The organism is Pseudomonas sp. SAS7, assembly GCF_052112345.1.
GTDB lineage: Bacteria > Pseudomonadota > Gammaproteobacteria > Pseudomonadales > Pseudomonadaceae > Aquipseudomonas > Aquipseudomonas putida_Q.
In genome coordinates, this window is sequence record NZ_JBEGGO010000003.1 from 1 (window position 1) to 16510 (window position 16510).

13 protein-coding genes are annotated in these 16510 nt (G+C 62.1%); 5 read left to right on the plus strand and 8 right to left on the minus strand.

All coding sequences use genetic code 11. From position 1 onward, the window contains the following. Positions 1-289: 289 nt before the first annotated feature. Together ABI582_RS05865 and ABI582_RS05870 are read right to left on the minus strand one after the other, a co-directional pair. On the minus strand, positions 290-2200 hold the full coding sequence (locus ABI582_RS05865; RefSeq protein ID WP_442118626.1) for an AAA family ATPase: 1911 nt from the start codon (positions 2198-2200) through the stop codon (positions 290-292). 171 nt (positions 2201-2371) lie between these two features. Continuing rightward, the gene (locus ABI582_RS05870; protein ID WP_442118627.1) at positions 2372-3271 is read right to left on the minus strand and encodes a helix-turn-helix domain-containing protein; all 900 of its coding nucleotides are present in this window, start codon (positions 3269-3271) and stop codon (positions 2372-2374) included. A gap of 162 nt (positions 3272-3433) precedes the next feature. On the opposite strand from ABI582_RS05870, the gene ABI582_RS05875 reads away from it, so the two are divergent. From ABI582_RS05875 to ABI582_RS05890, 4 genes are all read left to right on the plus strand, one after another. Further along, positions 3434-4792: a glutamine synthetase family protein gene (locus ABI582_RS05875; protein ID WP_016499593.1), complete on the plus strand. Its 1359-nt coding sequence runs from the start codon at positions 3434-3436 to the stop codon at positions 4790-4792. 66 nt (positions 4793-4858) lie between these two features. Beyond that, positions 4859-5947 (plus strand): polyamine ABC transporter substrate-binding protein, encoded by a 1089-nt coding sequence (locus ABI582_RS05880; protein ID WP_016499592.1) that lies wholly within the window; start codon positions 4859-4861, stop codon positions 5945-5947. A gap of 13 nt (positions 5948-5960) precedes the next feature. Further along, positions 5961-7256, plus strand: a complete 1296-nt coding sequence (locus ABI582_RS05885; protein ID WP_442118628.1) for an NAD(P)/FAD-dependent oxidoreductase — start codon at positions 5961-5963, stop codon at positions 7254-7256. 144 nt (positions 7257-7400) lie between these two features. Continuing rightward, a complete protein-coding gene (locus ABI582_RS05890; protein ID WP_063424175.1) occupies positions 7401-8078 on the plus strand; it encodes a DUF3313 domain-containing protein in 678 nt (225 codons plus the stop codon). A 42-nt stretch (positions 8079-8120) separates the two neighbouring features. On the opposite strand, the gene ABI582_RS05895 is transcribed toward ABI582_RS05890, so the two are convergent. Beyond that, entirely contained in the window at positions 8121-9497 is a 1377-nt protein-coding gene (locus tag ABI582_RS05895) for an L-serine ammonia-lyase (protein WP_442118629.1), read from the minus strand. Positions 9498-9643: 146 nt separating this feature from the next. Here ABI582_RS05895 and ABI582_RS05900 point away from each other — a divergent pair, with 146 nt between their 5' ends. Next, positions 9644-10585: a LysR substrate-binding domain-containing protein gene (locus ABI582_RS05900; RefSeq protein ID WP_442118630.1), complete on the plus strand. Its 942-nt coding sequence runs from the start codon at positions 9644-9646 to the stop codon at positions 10583-10585. A gap of 147 nt (positions 10586-10732) precedes the next feature. On the opposite strand, the gene ABI582_RS05905 is transcribed toward ABI582_RS05900, so the two are convergent. From ABI582_RS05905 to ABI582_RS05925, 5 genes are all read right to left on the minus strand, one after another. Beyond that, positions 10733-12154: an undecaprenyl-phosphate glucose phosphotransferase gene (locus tag ABI582_RS05905; RefSeq protein ID WP_258651461.1), complete on the minus strand. Its 1422-nt coding sequence runs from the start codon at positions 12152-12154 to the stop codon at positions 10733-10735. 156 nt (positions 12155-12310) lie between these two features. Then, positions 12311-13069, minus strand: a complete 759-nt coding sequence (locus tag ABI582_RS05910) for a WecB/TagA/CpsF family glycosyltransferase (protein WP_442118631.1) — start codon at positions 13067-13069, stop codon at positions 12311-12313. Beyond that, the gene (locus ABI582_RS05915; protein WP_442118632.1) at positions 13069-14256 is read right to left on the minus strand and encodes a glycosyltransferase family 2 protein; all 1188 of its coding nucleotides are present in this window, start codon (positions 14254-14256) and stop codon (positions 13069-13071) included. Before ABI582_RS05915 ends, ABI582_RS05910 begins: the two co-directional genes overlap by 1 nt. Continuing rightward, positions 14253-15455 (minus strand): glycosyltransferase, encoded by a 1203-nt coding sequence (locus tag ABI582_RS05920; RefSeq protein WP_442118633.1) that lies wholly within the window; start codon positions 15453-15455, stop codon positions 14253-14255. Before ABI582_RS05920 ends, ABI582_RS05915 begins: the two co-directional genes overlap by 4 nt. A gap of 49 nt (positions 15456-15504) precedes the next feature. Beyond that, positions 15505-16509 (minus strand): VirK/YbjX family protein, encoded by a 1005-nt coding sequence (locus ABI582_RS05925; protein WP_442118634.1) that lies wholly within the window; start codon positions 16507-16509, stop codon positions 15505-15507. Position 16510: the final 1 nt, after the last annotated feature.

Genomic DNA, 16510 nt, shown 5'->3' on the forward strand with positions numbered 1-16510 from the left:
GTAATCGAGGATGATCTGCCCACCGCTGCGGATATCCCCATGGCAATTTTTCCGGCAAAGGCTCAATCGGTCAGGCTTGCCATTTCCTTGTAGGAGCAGCCTTGTGCTGCGAAGAGGCCGGCAAGGCAAAAAATCATCTTCGCCAGTTATGGCCTCTTCGCAGCACAAGGCTGCTCCTACAGGTACTTTGCATGGCTTGAAATCAGGTAATCGAGGATGATCTGCTCACCGGTGCGGGTATCCCCCATGGCAATTTTGCCGGATTGGCCGCAGAGCGGCCCCAGATGCCTCAGTCCCGAACCTGGTCCTTGACCCAGTCCAGCATCCCACCCGGCACGATCAGTTCATGCCGCGCCCGCGAACAGGCGGTATACAGCCCCGCCAGCATCCGCGCCCGCTCATTGCGGTTACCCGCCACCTGCGGCGGCACCATCAGCTCCGGCGACACCATCACCCGGGCGAATTCCATGTTTTTCACATCCCGTACCCGCCCCAGGAACAACTTGGGCGCCTTGTCCCAGCGGTAACGGCTCTTGGCCTTGGCAAAATGCTCCGGCGTATAGCCTTTGCGCAGCATGTTGGCCACGGCAATGAATGCCTTGTCATCCCCCTTGTCCTGCTCCAGGGCCTGCCAGCTGGCATATCGGAACAACATCGGGTGACGCGGTCGAGTGCCAAAGCGGTACAGCTCCATGCAGTCCTCGACGAACAGTTCGAAGTCCTTGCGCGCGCTTTTCAGCAATACGAACGGCACACTTTGGTGCGTCAGGCGCTGGAACCAGCCAAACAGCCCCCATTCGTCATCGACGATCAGCGCTGTAGGCTGTTCCGGCACCGTCACCGTATCGAAGAAACTGACCCGGGTGTAATGCTCGGCGCTGCCACTGAAGGCCGCCTGGATCGACGCCGGGTGCGCCTGGATCAGCGGGTTGAGCACATTGTCCAACGCCGGCCCGGCACGCAGCGAATGGTCGATGCAGCGCTGACGGATAAAGCTGCCATGGTGCGGGCTGAGGCCGTTGAGGTTCTGCAATTCGTCGCCCAGGGCAATGATCGACTGCGGGCTGCGATCCAGCACGTCAAGCATCGGTGCCGACAGCTCGTGGGCCTCGTCGACGATCACGTGGGTGTAGCGGCTATCGATCACATGACCGGTCAACGACAGCAGCTTGACCCGGTGGTAGTCGCGTACCGGCAACTGGACTTCCCGTGCGGACGGGCGAATCAGCTCTTGCCAATACAGGCGGGCCTTTTCCAGCAGTACTTCCTGATCCAGCGGCGAAGTACCCGGCCCGGCCCAGGGCAAATGGTGCAGCTGAAGCTGGGTGTCGGCACTGTGGCAGAAGGTGCGCACGGCGCGGATGCACAAGGCAACCACATCGCGCGCAGCGAGCGGGCCGATGTCAGGGATGGCCAGCCAGCGTACAACCTGCTCGTTCTGCGGGCGCCATGACAGTTTGGTGCGATACGGGTCGCGCAGACGCCAGCCGTTGCTGGTGAGGTCGCGGTTGAGCAGCTCGTCAGCCAACTGACCGAAGGTCAGCGCGGTGTAGGCGGCAGCGTCCTTTACCCGCGCCTGCAAGGCGCGCAACTGGCCTTCGGTCAAAGCCAGAAGCAACGTGCGCTGTGGCTCCAGCAGGCGGGCGAACTGGTGAATCAGGAAGGTCTTGCCAGTGCCAGCAAATCCCTGCACCGCCACTGACTCGTCGATACCACTGAGAAACTCGCGCAGCAGGCGATTCTGCTGGTCGCTGAGCATCAGGTCGCTGGCCAGCGACGGTAGGTACACCGGATGCAGCGGTGTGGCCCGTTGGCGGTAGGTGTCGGCGAACTGGAAATTCCACTGGCCTTCGGTATCCAGCAGTTCGTCGACGGTGTACTTCACTTCGGCAGACAGCAGGGCGATGCCGTTTTCGCCCAACATGCCCAGGCCCATGGCAAAGGCTTCGCGATCAAAGTGTTGCGTTACCTGGCTTTGGAAGCGCCCGGGTGCTGCGCTTTCGACTTCGTTGGCGATGCGCACGATTTCGGCGAAACGGCGCTCTTGGGCGTCGGCCGAGGCGGTGGCGGGCTGGCGCGGCAGGTTTTGCACGAACAACACTGCGGCGGCTTCGAGGACGCTGGCAGTGGTGAAAAAGTCGGTGTTGGGTTCGCTGGCGAGGCGGTCGGCCTGGTCGCTGGGCAAAGGCAGGTAGAACATCGGCACCTCGGGTTGGATCAGGGCGGCACGATAGCAACTTTCGGCGTGAGATGCTGAGTTCAGTGCTGGCTGGGCCGGCCTCTTCGCGGGCGTGCCGGCTCCCACAGGATCGCCTGAGGTCCCTGTGGGAGCCGGCAAGCCCGCGAAGAGGCCAGCAGCTATTTCGCTACCTTAGCCCCTGCTCCGCTTCAAGGTCTCGCTCGGAAACTCCTTGAATAACTGACGGTAAGTCTCTGAAAACCTTCCCAAATGCCAGAAGGACCAGCGCATCGCGACCTCGGCCACGGTCGCCCTGCGATCGCGTAACAAATCGCGCCGGGCGCCGTTCAGTCGGCGCAAGCGCAGCCATTGCGCTGGCGGCATGCCGGTAAATGCCTTGAACGCCTGCTGCAACTGGCGCAGCGAAACCCCGGCAACATCTGCCAGCTCCATCAGGTTCAACGTCTCCTCTGGGCAGTCAGCCGCCCACTCGCTGACACGGCGCATGATCGCCCGTTCTTCGTCGCGCCGCCCCAAGGCTACGCCCTGCAGGCGCTGGCTGGCGTTATCGAGGATGAACAGGCAATCCTCCAGCAGTTGCTCCGCCAGGGCCTGCCCCTGCAATGGGCAATCGGCCTGCCCCAGGCGTGTCAGCGTGGCACTCAGCCAACTGCCAAACAATGCGTTCTGCCCACTGCCCAGCGGCACCATGAACAACCCTTCGAGGCGTTGCGGGTCCAGCCCATGGCGGGCCAGGAAGGCCTGGTCGAACACCACTGCCACTTCCTGGTAGTTCTCCGGGGTGATCCAGATGTTGCGGCTTTGCTCGTTCAGCAGGTACAGGCTGTTTTCGCTGCGGTCGAAGCAGAACGCCAGTGAACCGCTCGGCGCACGGAAAAACTGCTCTACGCGGGTGTTCAACCGCTCCTCGTACACCTCCACGCCATCCATCCCCAACCAGCGCAGCTCACCGCTGAAATGCCCCGGCGACATCTGCCGGTACTGCTGCTGCCAGCCGGGGGTAGCGCGCACTTGCTCGGAGACGTCGGTGGTATGGAAGGCCTGGACTTGCAGCGCATTGGGCGTTGTCACGCGAGATCCTAGTTGCACTCTTTTGGTGCATTGCTTGCCGAAGAAAATGGATAGATCGGCCCCGGGGGCTGCGACCAAGATAGTCTCCAGTGCGTCACCTGGGAAGTGCAACACCTTGCAAGCCACGTTGCTCCCACACTAAAACCCAACCAAGAGGTCTGTATGAACGCCCCCTTCGATCAGCTGTACACCTGGCTGAAAGAACACCGCATCACCGAAGTCGAATGCGTGATCAGCGACCTGACCGGCATTGCCCGCGGCAAGATCGCGCCCACCGCCAAGTTCCTCCACGAGCGTGGCATGCGCCTGCCCGAAAGCGTGCTGCTGCAGACGGTCACCGGCGACTACGTTGACGATGACATCTACTACAACCTGCTCGATGCCGCCGACATCGACATGGTCTGCCGCCCCGACCCCTCCGCTGTGTACCAGATCCCGTGGGCGATCGAGCCAACGGCGATCGTGATCCACGACACCTTTGACAAGCAAGGCAACCCCATCGAGCTGTCGCCGCGCAACGTGCTGAAGAAAGTGCTCAAGCTCTACGCCGACAAGGGCTGGCAGCCGATCGTCGCGCCCGAGATGGAGTTCTACCTCACCAAGCGCTGTGAAGACCCGGACTTGCCATTGCAGGTGCCGCTGGGGCGTTCTGGCCGTGCCGAAAGCGGCCGCCAGTCGTTCTCGATCGATGCCGCCAACGAATTCGACCCGCTGTTCGAGGATGTCTACGACTGGTGCGAGATCCAGGGCCTGGACCTGGACACGCTGATCCACGAAGACGGCCCGGCGCAGATGGAGATCAACTTCCGCCACGGCGACGCGCTGGACCTGGCCGACCAGATCACCGTTTTCAAGCGCACCATGCGCGAAGCTGCGCTCAAGCACAACGTGGCCGCCACCTTCATGGCCAAGCCGATCACCGACGAGCCGGGCAGTGCCATGCACTTGCACCAGAGCGTGGTCGACATCGCCACCGGCAAGCCAATCTTCGCCAATGAAGACGGCAGCATGAGCCAGCTGTTCCTGCACCACATCGGCGGTTTGCAGAAGTACATCCCCAAGCTGCTGCCGATGTTCGCGCCCAACGTCAACTCGTTCCGCCGCTTCCTGCCAGATACCTCGGCACCGGTGAACGTCGAGTGGGGTGAAGAAAACCGCACCGCCGGGCTGCGCGTGCCCACCTCCAGCCCAGAGGCAATGCGGGTGGAAAACCGCCTGCCGGGCGCTGACGCCAACCCCTACCTGGCCATCGCTGCCAGCCTGCTGTGCGGCTACCTGGGCATGGTCGAGCAGCTTGACCCCAGTGCACCCGTACAAGGCCGTGCCTACGAGCGGCGCAACCTGCGCCTGCCGATCACCATCGAAGACGCCCTGCAGCACATGGAAGACTGCGAGACCGTGCAGCAGTACTTGGGCAAGCAATTCGTCCAGGGCTATGTGGCGGTCAAGCGTGCTGAGCACGAGAACTACAAACGGGTCATCAGCTCCTGGGAGCGTGAGTTCCTGATGATGAGCGTCTGACCCACCCCGGGGCGCCTTGCGCCCCAGTACACCGAACTCGAAGAACAAAACCAACGAGGTGTCCCCATGCGTCATCTGCAAGCCCTGATCCCCGCTGCGTTCACCCTGCTGTTCGCCACCACCACCCAGGCCACCCCCTCGGTCAGTGTGTACAACTGGACCGACTACATCGGTGACACCACCCTGGCCGACTTCCAGGCCAGCAGCGGGATCAAGGTGGTCTATGACGTGTTCGACTCCAACGAAACCCTGGAAGGCAAGCTGCTGGCCGGGCGCACCGGCTATGACGTGGTGGTCCCGTCCAACCACTTCCTCGCCCGCCAGGCCCAGGCCGGCGCCTTCCTGCCGCTGGACCGCAGCAAGCTGCCGAACTGGCAACACCTGGACCCCAAGCTGCTCAAGCAGCTTGAACAGAACGACCCCGGCAACCAGTACGCGGTGCCCTACCTGTGGGGTACCAACGGCATCGGCTACAACGTCGACAAGGTCAAGGCGGCACTGGGCGTCGACCATATCGACTCGTGGGCGGTGCTGTTCGAGCCCGAAAACCTGAAAAAGCTCAAGCAGTGCGGCGTGGCCTTCATGGACTCGCCCGACGAATTGTTCCCGGCAATACTCAACTACCTGGGCATGGACCCGCGCAGCGAAAAGCCGGCGGACTACGCCAAGGCTGAAGCACGCCTGCTCGAATTGCGCCCCTACATCACGTACTTCCATTCATCCAAATACGTGTCCGACCTGGCCAATGGCGACGTCTGCGTGGCCTTCGGCTATTCCGGTGACGTGTTCCAGGCCGCCAACCGCGCTGTTGAAGCAAAGAACGGCGTAAAAGTCGCCTACAGCATTCCCAAGGAAGGCAGCAACCTGTGGTTCGACCTGCTGGCCATCCCCAAGGACGCCAGCAACCCCGACCAGGCCCTGGCCTTCATCAATTACCTGCTCGACCCGAAAGTGATCGCCAAAGTCAGTGCCACGGTCGGCTATGCCAACGCCAACCCGGACGCCAAGGCCTATATGGATGCATCGCTGGTGCACAACCCCGAGATCTACCCACCCCAGGACGTGCTGGACAAGCTGTACATCTCCAGCACCCCGAGCCCGAAGATCATGCGCGTCATGACCCGCTCCTGGAGCAAGATCAAGTCCAACCGCTGAGCCGAGAACGCCCATGTCATTCGATTCCCAACACACTGCCTCGTACTACGCTGCCACGGCACGCAACGCGGCGCCCTACCCCAGCCTGGACAGCGAACTGACGGCCGATGTGTGCGTGGTCGGCGGCGGGCTGACCGGCGTCAACACCGCCCTGGAACTGGCTGAACGCGGCTTGTCGGTGGTGCTGCTGGAAGGCCGCCGCATCGGCTGGGGCGCCAGCGGGCGCAATGGCGGCCAGCTGATTCGCGGTATTGGCCATGACGTCAGCGGCTTTACCCGGCATGTCGGTCAGGACGGCGTGCGCTACCTGAAGCAGGCCGGCATCGATTCGGTGGCGCTGGTGGCCAGCCGCATTGCCCAGTACGGCATTGCCTGCGACCTGCGCTGGGGTTTCTGCGAACTGGCCAACACAACCGAGCAGTACGCCGCGTTCAAGGACGAGCAGGATGACCTGGCAACGCTTGGCTATCGCCCTGAAACCCGCCTTGTAGGCCCTGGGCAGTTGCATGAAATCGTCGCCAGCGACCAGTACGCCGGCGGCCTGGTTGACATGGGCTCGGGCCACCTGCACCCACTGGACCTGGTCCAGGGCGAAGCTCGTGCCGCGCATAGCCTGGGCGTGCGCATCTTCGAACAAAGCCCCGTACTGCGAATCGAGCACGGCCCCCGCGTTACCCTGCACACGGCCCGTGGCAAGGTGCGGGCAGACAGCCTGGTGCTGGGCTGCAATGCCCACCTCGATGAGCTGGAACCGCGTCTGAGCGGCAAGGTGCTACCGGCCGGCAGTTACGTAGTCGCCACCGAATCCTTGCCCGAAGCACTGGCTGCTACCCTGATCCCGCAGAACATGGCGCTGTGCGACCAGAAGGTCGGCCTGGACTATTACCGCCTCACCGCAGACCGCCGCCTGCTGTTCGGCGGTGCCTGCCACTACTCCGGCCGCGACCCCAAGGACATCGCCGCCTACATGCGGCCCAAGGTGCTGAAGGTATTCCCGCAGCTGGCCAACGTGCGCATCGACTACCAGTGGGGCGGCATGATCGGCATCACCGCCAACCGCTTCCCCCAGGTCGGGCGCCTGAGCCAGCACCCAAACGTTTACTACGCCCAGGGCTATTCCGGGCACGGGCTGAACGTGACGCACTGGACGGCGAAACTGCTGGCCGAAAGCATCGCCCTGGGCCACAGCCAAGGCCTGGACGTTTTCAGCGCCGTGCCCCACCTGACGTTCCCTGGCGGCAAGGCCCTGCGTTCGCCGCTACTGGCAATGGGCATGCTGTGGTACCGGTTGCGCGAAGCGCTGGGTTGAGTTCACCGCAAACCACGCGGCGCCCGGGAGATCGGGCGCCGCCACTTTTTGCCATTTCCAGAGGGGATTGAACTCGCCCACTGGCCAACTGCGGCGCAGCTGCTAGCGTTGTTCAGGCCGACCTCTCATGGATACGCCTTCATCATGAAATCACTGCCTCGCATTACCCTGTTGTGCGCCGCACTGCTTGCCGTGGGCGCCTGCTCCAGCAATCGCGTGGACCCCAAGGATTATTCCGGCTTCCTCAAGGATTACAGCCGGTTGCAAGAGGCCAAGAGCCCGTCCGGTGCCCCGGTGATGCGCTGGATCGACCCCAAGGTCAACATCAACCAGTACAGCCAGGTGTTCATCGAGCCTAGCCAGTTCTACCCCAAACCGCAGCCCACCCCGGTCATCTCCGCGCAGACACTGGGGGAAATCACCCGCTACTTCAACGAAGCGCTGCGGCGTGAAATCGGTGGTGTCATGCCGCTGGCCAACGGGCCTGGACCGGGCGTGATCGTGGTGCGGCCGGCGATCACGGCAGTGTCTACCAGCAACGAGGGCCTCAGACCCTATGAGGTGATCCCCATCGCGCTGATCGCCGCAGGCGTGAACACCGCCACGGGCGGCCGTGACCAGGACGTGGATGTCGGCGTGGAGGCGGCGTTTCTGGACGGTGCCAGCCAGAAAGTGCTGGCCCAGGTGGTACGCAAAGGCGCGGGTCAGGAGCTGGAGAACGATACCCAGAAGCTGACCTTGAATGACGTCAAGCCGGTGCTCGATGGCTGGGCCAAGGACATGCGGGCGAGCTTCATTGAAGCCAAGCAGAAAGCCCGCTAAGGGGCCGCTCCCACAAAAGACCGCATTGCCCGATGCGGTTTTTTAGCACTCGACAAAAGCAACTGCCAAGCCGCCGCGCGAGGTCTCTTTGTAGTTGGCATGCATGTCTGCCCCGGTATCACGCATGGTGCGGATCACCCGGTCGAGCGAAATGAAGTGCTCGCCATCGCCACGCAACGCCATCTGCACAGCGTTGATCGCCTTGACCGCAGCAATCGCATTGCGCTCGATACACGGCACCTGCACCAGGCCGCCAACCGGGTCGCACGTCAGCCCCAGGTTGTGTTCCAGGGCAATTTCGGCCGCGTTCTCCAACTGCGGCGGTGTGGCACTCAACACCTGTGCAAGGCCAGCAGCAGCCATGGAACACGCCGAGCCCACCTCGCCTTGACAACCGACCTCAGCACCCGAAATAGACGCGTTCTTCTTGCACAGGATACCGACGGCCGCTGCGGCCAGCAGGAAGTCCACCACATCGGCATCGCAGGCGACCGGGTTGAACTTCATGTAATAGTGCAACACCGCCGGGATGATACCGGCCGCGCCGTTGGTGGGCGCAGTGACCATGCGCCCGCCGGCGGCATTCTCTTCATTCACCGCCAGGGCGAACAGGTTGACCCATTCCATGGCGCTGAGCGTCGAACCAATCACATTGGGCTTGCCCAGTTCCTGCAGGCTACGGTGCAGCCGTGCAGCGCGGCGCTTGACGTTCAGCCCGCCAGGCAGGATGCCTTCGTTGCGCAGCCCATTGTCAACGCACTCGCGCATCGCCGCCCAGATGCGCAGCAGGCCTTCACGTATTTCCGCTTCCGGGCGCCAGGCTTGTTCGTTGGCCATCATCAGCTGCGCCACGCTCAAGCTGTGTGCTTTGCACAAGGCCAGCAACTGGGCAGCACTGTCGAACTCATAAGGCAGCACAACGTCATTGGCTTTGGCTGCGGGGGCATCAATTTCGGCTTGCTCGACGATAAAGCCGCCGCCAACCGAATAATAGGTCTGCAACAGCAGGCTGCTCTCCCCGTCCATTGCTTCCAGGCTCATGGCATTGGGGTGGTAAGGCAGGCTCTCATCGAGCAGCAACATGTCACGGCCATACTCGAAAGCCAGAGGGTGGCTGCCATCCAGCATCAGGCAATGCTCCTGCAACACCTGGCCAACGCGCGAGTCAATGGTGGCCGGGTCGATGCGGTCTGGCCACTGGCCCATCAGCCCCAGCAGGCAGGCGTGATCGGTAGCGTGGCCAACCCCGGTGGCCGACAGCGAGCCATACAACCGCACTTCGACGCGCGTTACCTGCGCCAGCAGGCCCTGCTCACGCAGGGCCTGGGCAAACGTCGCCGCTGCCCGCATGGGGCCGACGGTGTGGGAACTGGACGGGCCGATGCCGATTTTGAAAAGGTCGAAAACACTGATAGCCATGCTAATGCCTGACCGTGCCCTGATATGAATCCACAGCACGGTTATCTGATGAAATTGAGCGGTAGTGCGATTTTGCGCGATACTGACGCGCTGGCTCATGGATGACCAACGAAACTTTCTAAGCAAGCCTTTAGTGGTACTAAACAATGCGACGACAACTCAATGGCCAGGTGTTTGTCTGGCTGCATGTATTCGCCTGTGCAGCCCGACACCTGTCCTTTACCCGCTGCGCCGAAGAGCTGCACATCACCCCCGGCGCGGTTAGCCAGCAAATGCGCCAGCTGGAGGAGCGCCTGGGTTACCGGCTGTTTCTGCGCCGGGCGCGTGGCGTGGAGCTGAGTGCCGAAGGGCAACGCCTGGCGCAGACGGTGGCCGAGGCCTACGGCAGTATCGAGGCTGAACTGCTGCGCCTGGACGCCGGTGAGATACGTGGCACCTTGCGCGTGCGCTCGATCCCGTCGTTCCTGGCCAAATGGCTAACCCCACGCCTGCCGCGCTTTCAGCAGCGTTACCCGGACATCGAACTGCGCCTGGTGGCCGAAGACAGCGCCCAGGCATTGACCCCAGGCGACTTCGACCTGGCTATCGACCTGAACGATGGCAGCTACCCTGGCATGCTCTCGACACCCCTGCTGGACGAACAGATCTTCCCGGTGTGCTCACCCACCCTGCTGCGCGGGCGCCCGCCACTGCATGGGCCGGCAGACCTGGTGCACTACCCGCTGCTGCATGACATCACTGCCTGGCGTGGCAGTTCGGAGTATGCGGAGTGGGAGTTCTACCTGGAGGGGATTGGCGCCGCCGGCCTGAATGTGCGGCGTGGCCATACCTTCAACCGCAACCACCTGACCATCGAGGCGGCAATTGCCGGTATTGGTGTAGCGATCGCCCGGCGGACACTGCTGAATGACGAACTGGAGCGCGGCGCGCTGATCGTGCCGTTTGGCGTGCCGATCGCCAACCACAAACGCTACGTGGTGCATTACCCCCCAGGCGGGTTGAACCAGCCGGGCGCGCGGGCGGTGCATGACTGGCTGGTGGAGGAAGCACGGGGGTTCAGGGAATTGCATCCACTGAACAAGGTGTAGGAGCGGCCTTGTGTCGCGATGGGACGAGAAGCGGCCCCAGATTCTTGCGTCCACGCAGCAATTGCCAGGGCCGCTTTCGCGCCCCATCCGACCGGTCCGGCGCCCCGGCAAGGCCGCTCCTACAGGGGTCTTGCGCGCCTTCGATGATTAGTATGCCTGCTTCCCGGTAAACGCATTGAGGGTGCGCACCAGAATCACGAAGTCCAGCCACAGCGACCAGTTGTTGATGTACTCGATGTCCGAATCCACCCGCTGGATCATCTGCTCGATGTCCTTGGTCTCCCCCCTGAAGCCGCGCACTTGCGCCAGGCCAGTCATGCCCGGCTTGATGTTGTGGCGGGCAAAGTAATCGACGATGTCCTGGGAATATAATGTGTCATGTTGCAACGCATGTGGCCGTGGCCCAACCAGCGACATCTCCCCGGTCAGCACATTGAATAACTGCGGCAGTTCATCGAGGCTGGTGCGGCGGATGAAGGCACCAATTTTGGTCAATCGCGGGTCATTCTTCTGCGCCTGTTTGACCACGCCATTGTCCGGCTGATGAACATGCATGCTTCTGAACTTCCAGATACGGAATGACTCGCCGGTCCAGCCCGTACGTTCCTGGCGGAAGAACACGGGCCCGCGGCTGGTGAATTTGATAGCCAGTGCAACGCCAATCAACACAGGCGACGCACACAGCAGTATCAATGCCGCCAGCACCCGGTCTTCGATATTCTTCAGAAACAAACTCATGCCCGTCAGCGGTGTTTCAGACAAAGTCAGCACCGGAATACCGGCAATTTCCCGCACGCTGTGATTGATCAGGCGCAACGAGAAGATATCCGGCACCCAGTTCACGGCAATGCACTTGTCGAGCAACTTGAAGTACACGTCGTTGATAACCTCGGAGCCCCCCAGCGGTGTCACCAGGTACACGGTGCGAATGCCATACTGGGCAACGATTTCATCCAGATCTGCAATGTGGCCGAGCACGGGCAGGCGCTGCTTGCCCTCGGCACCTTCGTACGCCTGCTCGCCAGCCTTGTCGGTCAGCACACACCCCAGAACCCGTTCGCCAAACCAGGGGTTGTTGCTGATTTTCTGATAAAGGAAATTGGCCAGGTCGCCGTTGCCGATAATCAGGGCATTGTCCAGCCGCGCATGGGCGGTAAACCTTTTTTGCAGTTCACGAACCGCAAAGTGCAAGAACAACTGGGCAATGTAACCAATGATGAACAACTGCACGACCAACAACCGTGAGTAGGTTTCACTCTGTTTGGTGAGAAAGGCCATGACCACAAGAAAACAGAATGTTGCAGACCACGCCTTGAACAGGCGGAAGGCCTTAATCGAAAGACCGACGTTAGTGCGGTAGATTGCATAATGATCGTAGATGACGGCCAGTGCGCCGATCAGCAACAGCAACATGATTACATAATCGGAGGTAATGTAACCAAACTGGTCATAGATGAGATACCAGGCAATACCGGTTACTGCAATACCATCGAGCCCCGCCTGAATGGCGTTACTTACGCTGCTTCTTCTCTGGAGTAAGGAACGACTGCTTCTGGGTTCGAAAACCATTTCAGACCTCATCTATTTGAGCGTAGCAAGTGCCGTCCATCAAACATCAAGTCTTGAATACAGCTTATTCAACGCCAGTGAAGCAGGATCGTGCAGCCCCCAAGCCACTGCTTTCACTGTAGCAGCCACCCGCCATCAGCGCGGATTTTGGCCGATTCATACGGTGCCCCTGGCCGAATCGGCTGCCTTGCGGCACAGCAGGGTGCGCAGCAAGAACAATGGATTGCCTACCACATAACGCATGAACAAACGTTTCGGCTCACGCAACAGGCGGTAGGCCCACTCGCCACCCACATGCCGTAACCACTGCGGGGCCCGGCTGACCTTGCCACCGAGGAAATCCAGAATCGCCCCGCCGCACACGATCAGGCACGGCCCGCCAACGGCTGCCAACCTGGCCGCCACCGCTTCCTGCTTGGGCATGCCCATCCCCAGCACGATCAGTTCCGGTTGCTGTTCCTTGGCCAACTGCAGGTAGGTGTCGATGCTGGCAAAGCCATCGTGGACCGATACCGGCACCACGCCAAACAAGGCTTCGCTGCGCTGCACCGCCTGATTCAGGTACGGTTGTTGCGTGCCCCAGAACGCAACCCGCCGCCCGCGGTATGCCTCCATGAGGCTGGGTATGAAGTCGGTGCCGTTCATGTTGAGCCCAGGCTCCAGCCCCAACCGGCGATAAAGGATCGCCATGCCAGAGCCGTCGCGCAGCAGCACATCGGCCGCCGACAACGCCTGACAATACTCACCGTCGTGCACCACCAGGTTCATTGCATGGGCATTGACGAACCCCAGCACCGTTGCAGACTCCGGGGCGGCAAGCCTGTCGAGCAGGCGCTGCGCCGCGGAGCTGTCAGACACCACCTCAAGCGTGTCGATAATGCGCTTCCAGCGCTTCTGCCATTGCCACTGAGCCATCAGTCATCATCCCGTTTGGAGCGCACCCATTCGACCTGGCGCTTGATCAGGAACCCCAAATACAGGGGGATCTTCCTTGCGGCGTAAAAAGGCGCATACAACAGCACGGAAAACGGGATCAGCTCTCGGCAGAAGCGCGCCCACGCCAGCACCACGGCAAGGCCGAGCATGGCCAGCGCCACAAGTGCGATCCACGCCGGCGCAGCATGGCCTGACAGCAGGTACACCAGCCAGGTCACGAGGTTGAGCCCAAGCAAGGCCAGCACCAGCAACGCCAGGGGTGGCACCAACAGGTCCAGGGTCATGGCCAGCAGGTTGCCGTTACGCTGGCGGATGGCGGACAGCGCACGCTTGGGCGCATCGGCCAGCATCAAGCCCAGGTGGCCATGCTCCCAGCGGGTGCGCTGGCTGTTCATGCCTTGCTGGCTGGCAGGAAACTGACTGGTGACCAATGCCTCGGGGCAAAACACCGGCGGTTTGCCCTGCTGGCACAGGTCCAGGCCCAGCTTTACATCCTCCACCAAGTGCCCATTGGCCAAGTTGATAAGGGCCAGGTCGTGCCAACCGAATGCCATGCCTGCCCCCATCAATTGGCACGGTAGCCCCAGCCGGGCCCAGCCACGCGGCCGCACCAGGTTCTTGACTCGCCAGGCAAACTCGGCCACCTGTACCTTCAGCCCGCTACCGGCGGGCGCGCGCATCAGGTACAGCGCCTGCACCGGGCGTTGGGCCTGGTGATAACGACGCGCCAGGCAGTCAATCGCCCCCTCGGCTACCTGGCAGTCGGCATCCACCACAATCACCACCTCGGGCGGCTGCAGGGCCAGGTGACGTACGCCGAAGTCCAGGGCATAGCCTTTGCCACGCAGCACCGCATCAAAGCGCTCCACCACCTCGGCGCCGGCCTCGCGGGCCAGCCGCGCCGTGTCGTCAGTGCAGTTGTCGGCCACCACCAGCAAGCGGTCGCCGGGCAGCAACTGCGGGGTTACGCTCGCCAGCGTTGCACGAATGATCGCAGCCTCATCATGGGCCGGTACCAGCACTGCCACCCGCGGGCGCACGCTGACGCCCAAGGGCCGCGTGCGCGGCGGCAGGCAAGCCAGCAGCATCTGCAAGAAAAACACAGACACAGGCACAAGGGCGATGACCGCCAGCAGGCCCAGTAACCAACTCAATACACTCATCATGCGGATGCCTTGAAGTAGCCGGCCAGCTTGGCCGCCTCGGTGTCGATATCATGCCGTTGCAGCACGCGCTGGTAAGCCGCCTCGCCCATGCGCTGCAGCACTTCGGCGGGTTGCGCAAGGCATTCGGCCATGGCCTGGGCCAGTTCGTCCACGGCGCCAGCGGGGAACAGCCAGCCGTTCTCGCCCGGGCGTACCAGCTCCGGGATACCGGCCACATAGGTGGTCAGTACCGGCCGGCGCAAGGCCATGGCCTCCATGATCACCACCGGCAGGCCCTCGGCGAAGCTGGGCAATACCAGCGCGCGCGCGGCAAGGATTTCCTCGCGCACCTGTGCGCTGCTTATCCAGCCGGTGATGCGTACGTGCTGCTGCAAGCCGTGGCGGGTAATCAGCGCCTTGATCTGCTCGCGCATCTCACCATCACCTGCCAGCACCAGTTCGAAGGGGATCGACTGTGCCGCAAGCTGACGCGCCGCCTCGAGCAACAACAACTGGCCTTTCTGCTCACAAAGCCGGCCGACGCACACCAGCCTTGGCACCGCCGGCACGTTGACCGACCCCACCTCATGGAAACCTCGCTCAAGGCCGCAATGCACCACTTTCACCTTGGGCCAGTGCTCGTGCGCCACCCAGCGAAACAGCTGACTCCGCCCGTAGGAACTTACCGCTGCGACGAAGGCAGCACGCCGCACCTTCTCTCCCATGTGCAAGAACTGCGGCTTGTCGAATTCTTCAGGCCCATGCACGGTAAAGCTGTAGGTCGGCCCGCCCAGCAGGTTGGCCAGCATCACCACCTCGGTAGAGTTGGTGCCAAAATGGGCATGTACGTGTCTGGCCTCGCCGGCCTGCAGCCATTGCAGCACCTGGCAGGCCTCGGCCAGGTAGACCAGGTGGTAGGGCCACGCGCGGTCGGCGCGCAGGCCAAGGCGCATGGCCACCCGCAAGGCCTGGAAAAAGCGCCGCGGTTGCGCACCCAGCACCTGCAACGTTGGCGTCAGCAACCCCTTGATGCCGCCTTGCAACACATACCGGGTCCTGGCCCGTTCGCTCGTGTCCTCGGCGTCCTGCAACTCGGCGTCCCACCCCCGCAGGGCAATGCGTTGTACCTCTACGCCTTGGCGCTCCAGCGCCAGTATTTCGCGGCGGATGAAACTGTGGCTGACCTTCGGGTACTGATTGATGAAGTAAGCGATGCGCATACGAATCCAGATCCAAACCCGCTTGATGACCCACCTCCCCTGGCAACCTTCACTTCAGGCTGTCGACTATGGGCGGTCTGTCCACTGCCGATGCACTCGCAACAAATGCATCCCCCTGTTTTCCTTGTAGTCCAAGGTTGTGACCGCTGCTTGGCAATGCTGCCTGCAAGCGCGTGAAAACATCGTCGAGCATCGCTTGGCGGCGGCGGTACATCGCCCGTTTTTTCGCTGGAATGTCGGCCTCTGCCCGCTGCGCCTGGGCAAGCGGAAGGCTGAAGAAATCCGTAAAATTCGATGCACTGGCACCGTGTTCGTGCCAGATGACGTCATAGTTGGCGGCAAGGTCCTGGCCCTTGTCGCTGCCAAAATACGGATGCCGATGGTGCCGGCAGTCATCGCTGACCGCATACAGGTGCGTGACACCCAGCGTCCGGGCCAGGCACTTCAGCGCTTCGAGCACCAGGCTGCGCGGACGCAGGCCTTCGAAGTCCTTGGTCAGGTCGCGGTAGATAGCCAATGAGGTTTCGCTGTCGATGCCTTTGTGGATGCCCTGCACGGCCCCGATGAACAGGCACAGCTCACCCTGGCTGCGGCACAGGGTAAACGCCAGTGAAGCCACGCGCAGGTCGCCCTGGAACAGGTTCAGCACCAACTCGCCTTCGCGTTTGAACCAGATCGGCCGGTCCAGCACCAGGCGGCAACCCGGCGAATGGCTGGCCAGATCGCACAGCGTCAGGCTTTCGTCCCGCCCCAGCAGCAACAGCGCCGGAAACTGACGAGCCAGTACTTCAAAGTGCGAGGCGACCACGGCCAGGCGCTGCGGGGCTTCCCAGCATTTGCTGAGGTAAGGCCACTGCACCACACCGATGCAGTCCACACCCAGCCGCCGCACGCCTTGCTCGCCGAGTGCCGCCGTGATGCGCTGCATGAAACCATTCAACTCAGGCCATTGCCTGGCAATCTGCAGCATCAACTTGTACTTGTTGTTCAACGCCCGCAACGAGTAGCCCGGTTGCAAGGTAAACACGCTTTTCACGAGGGTGCCGAGCATCATG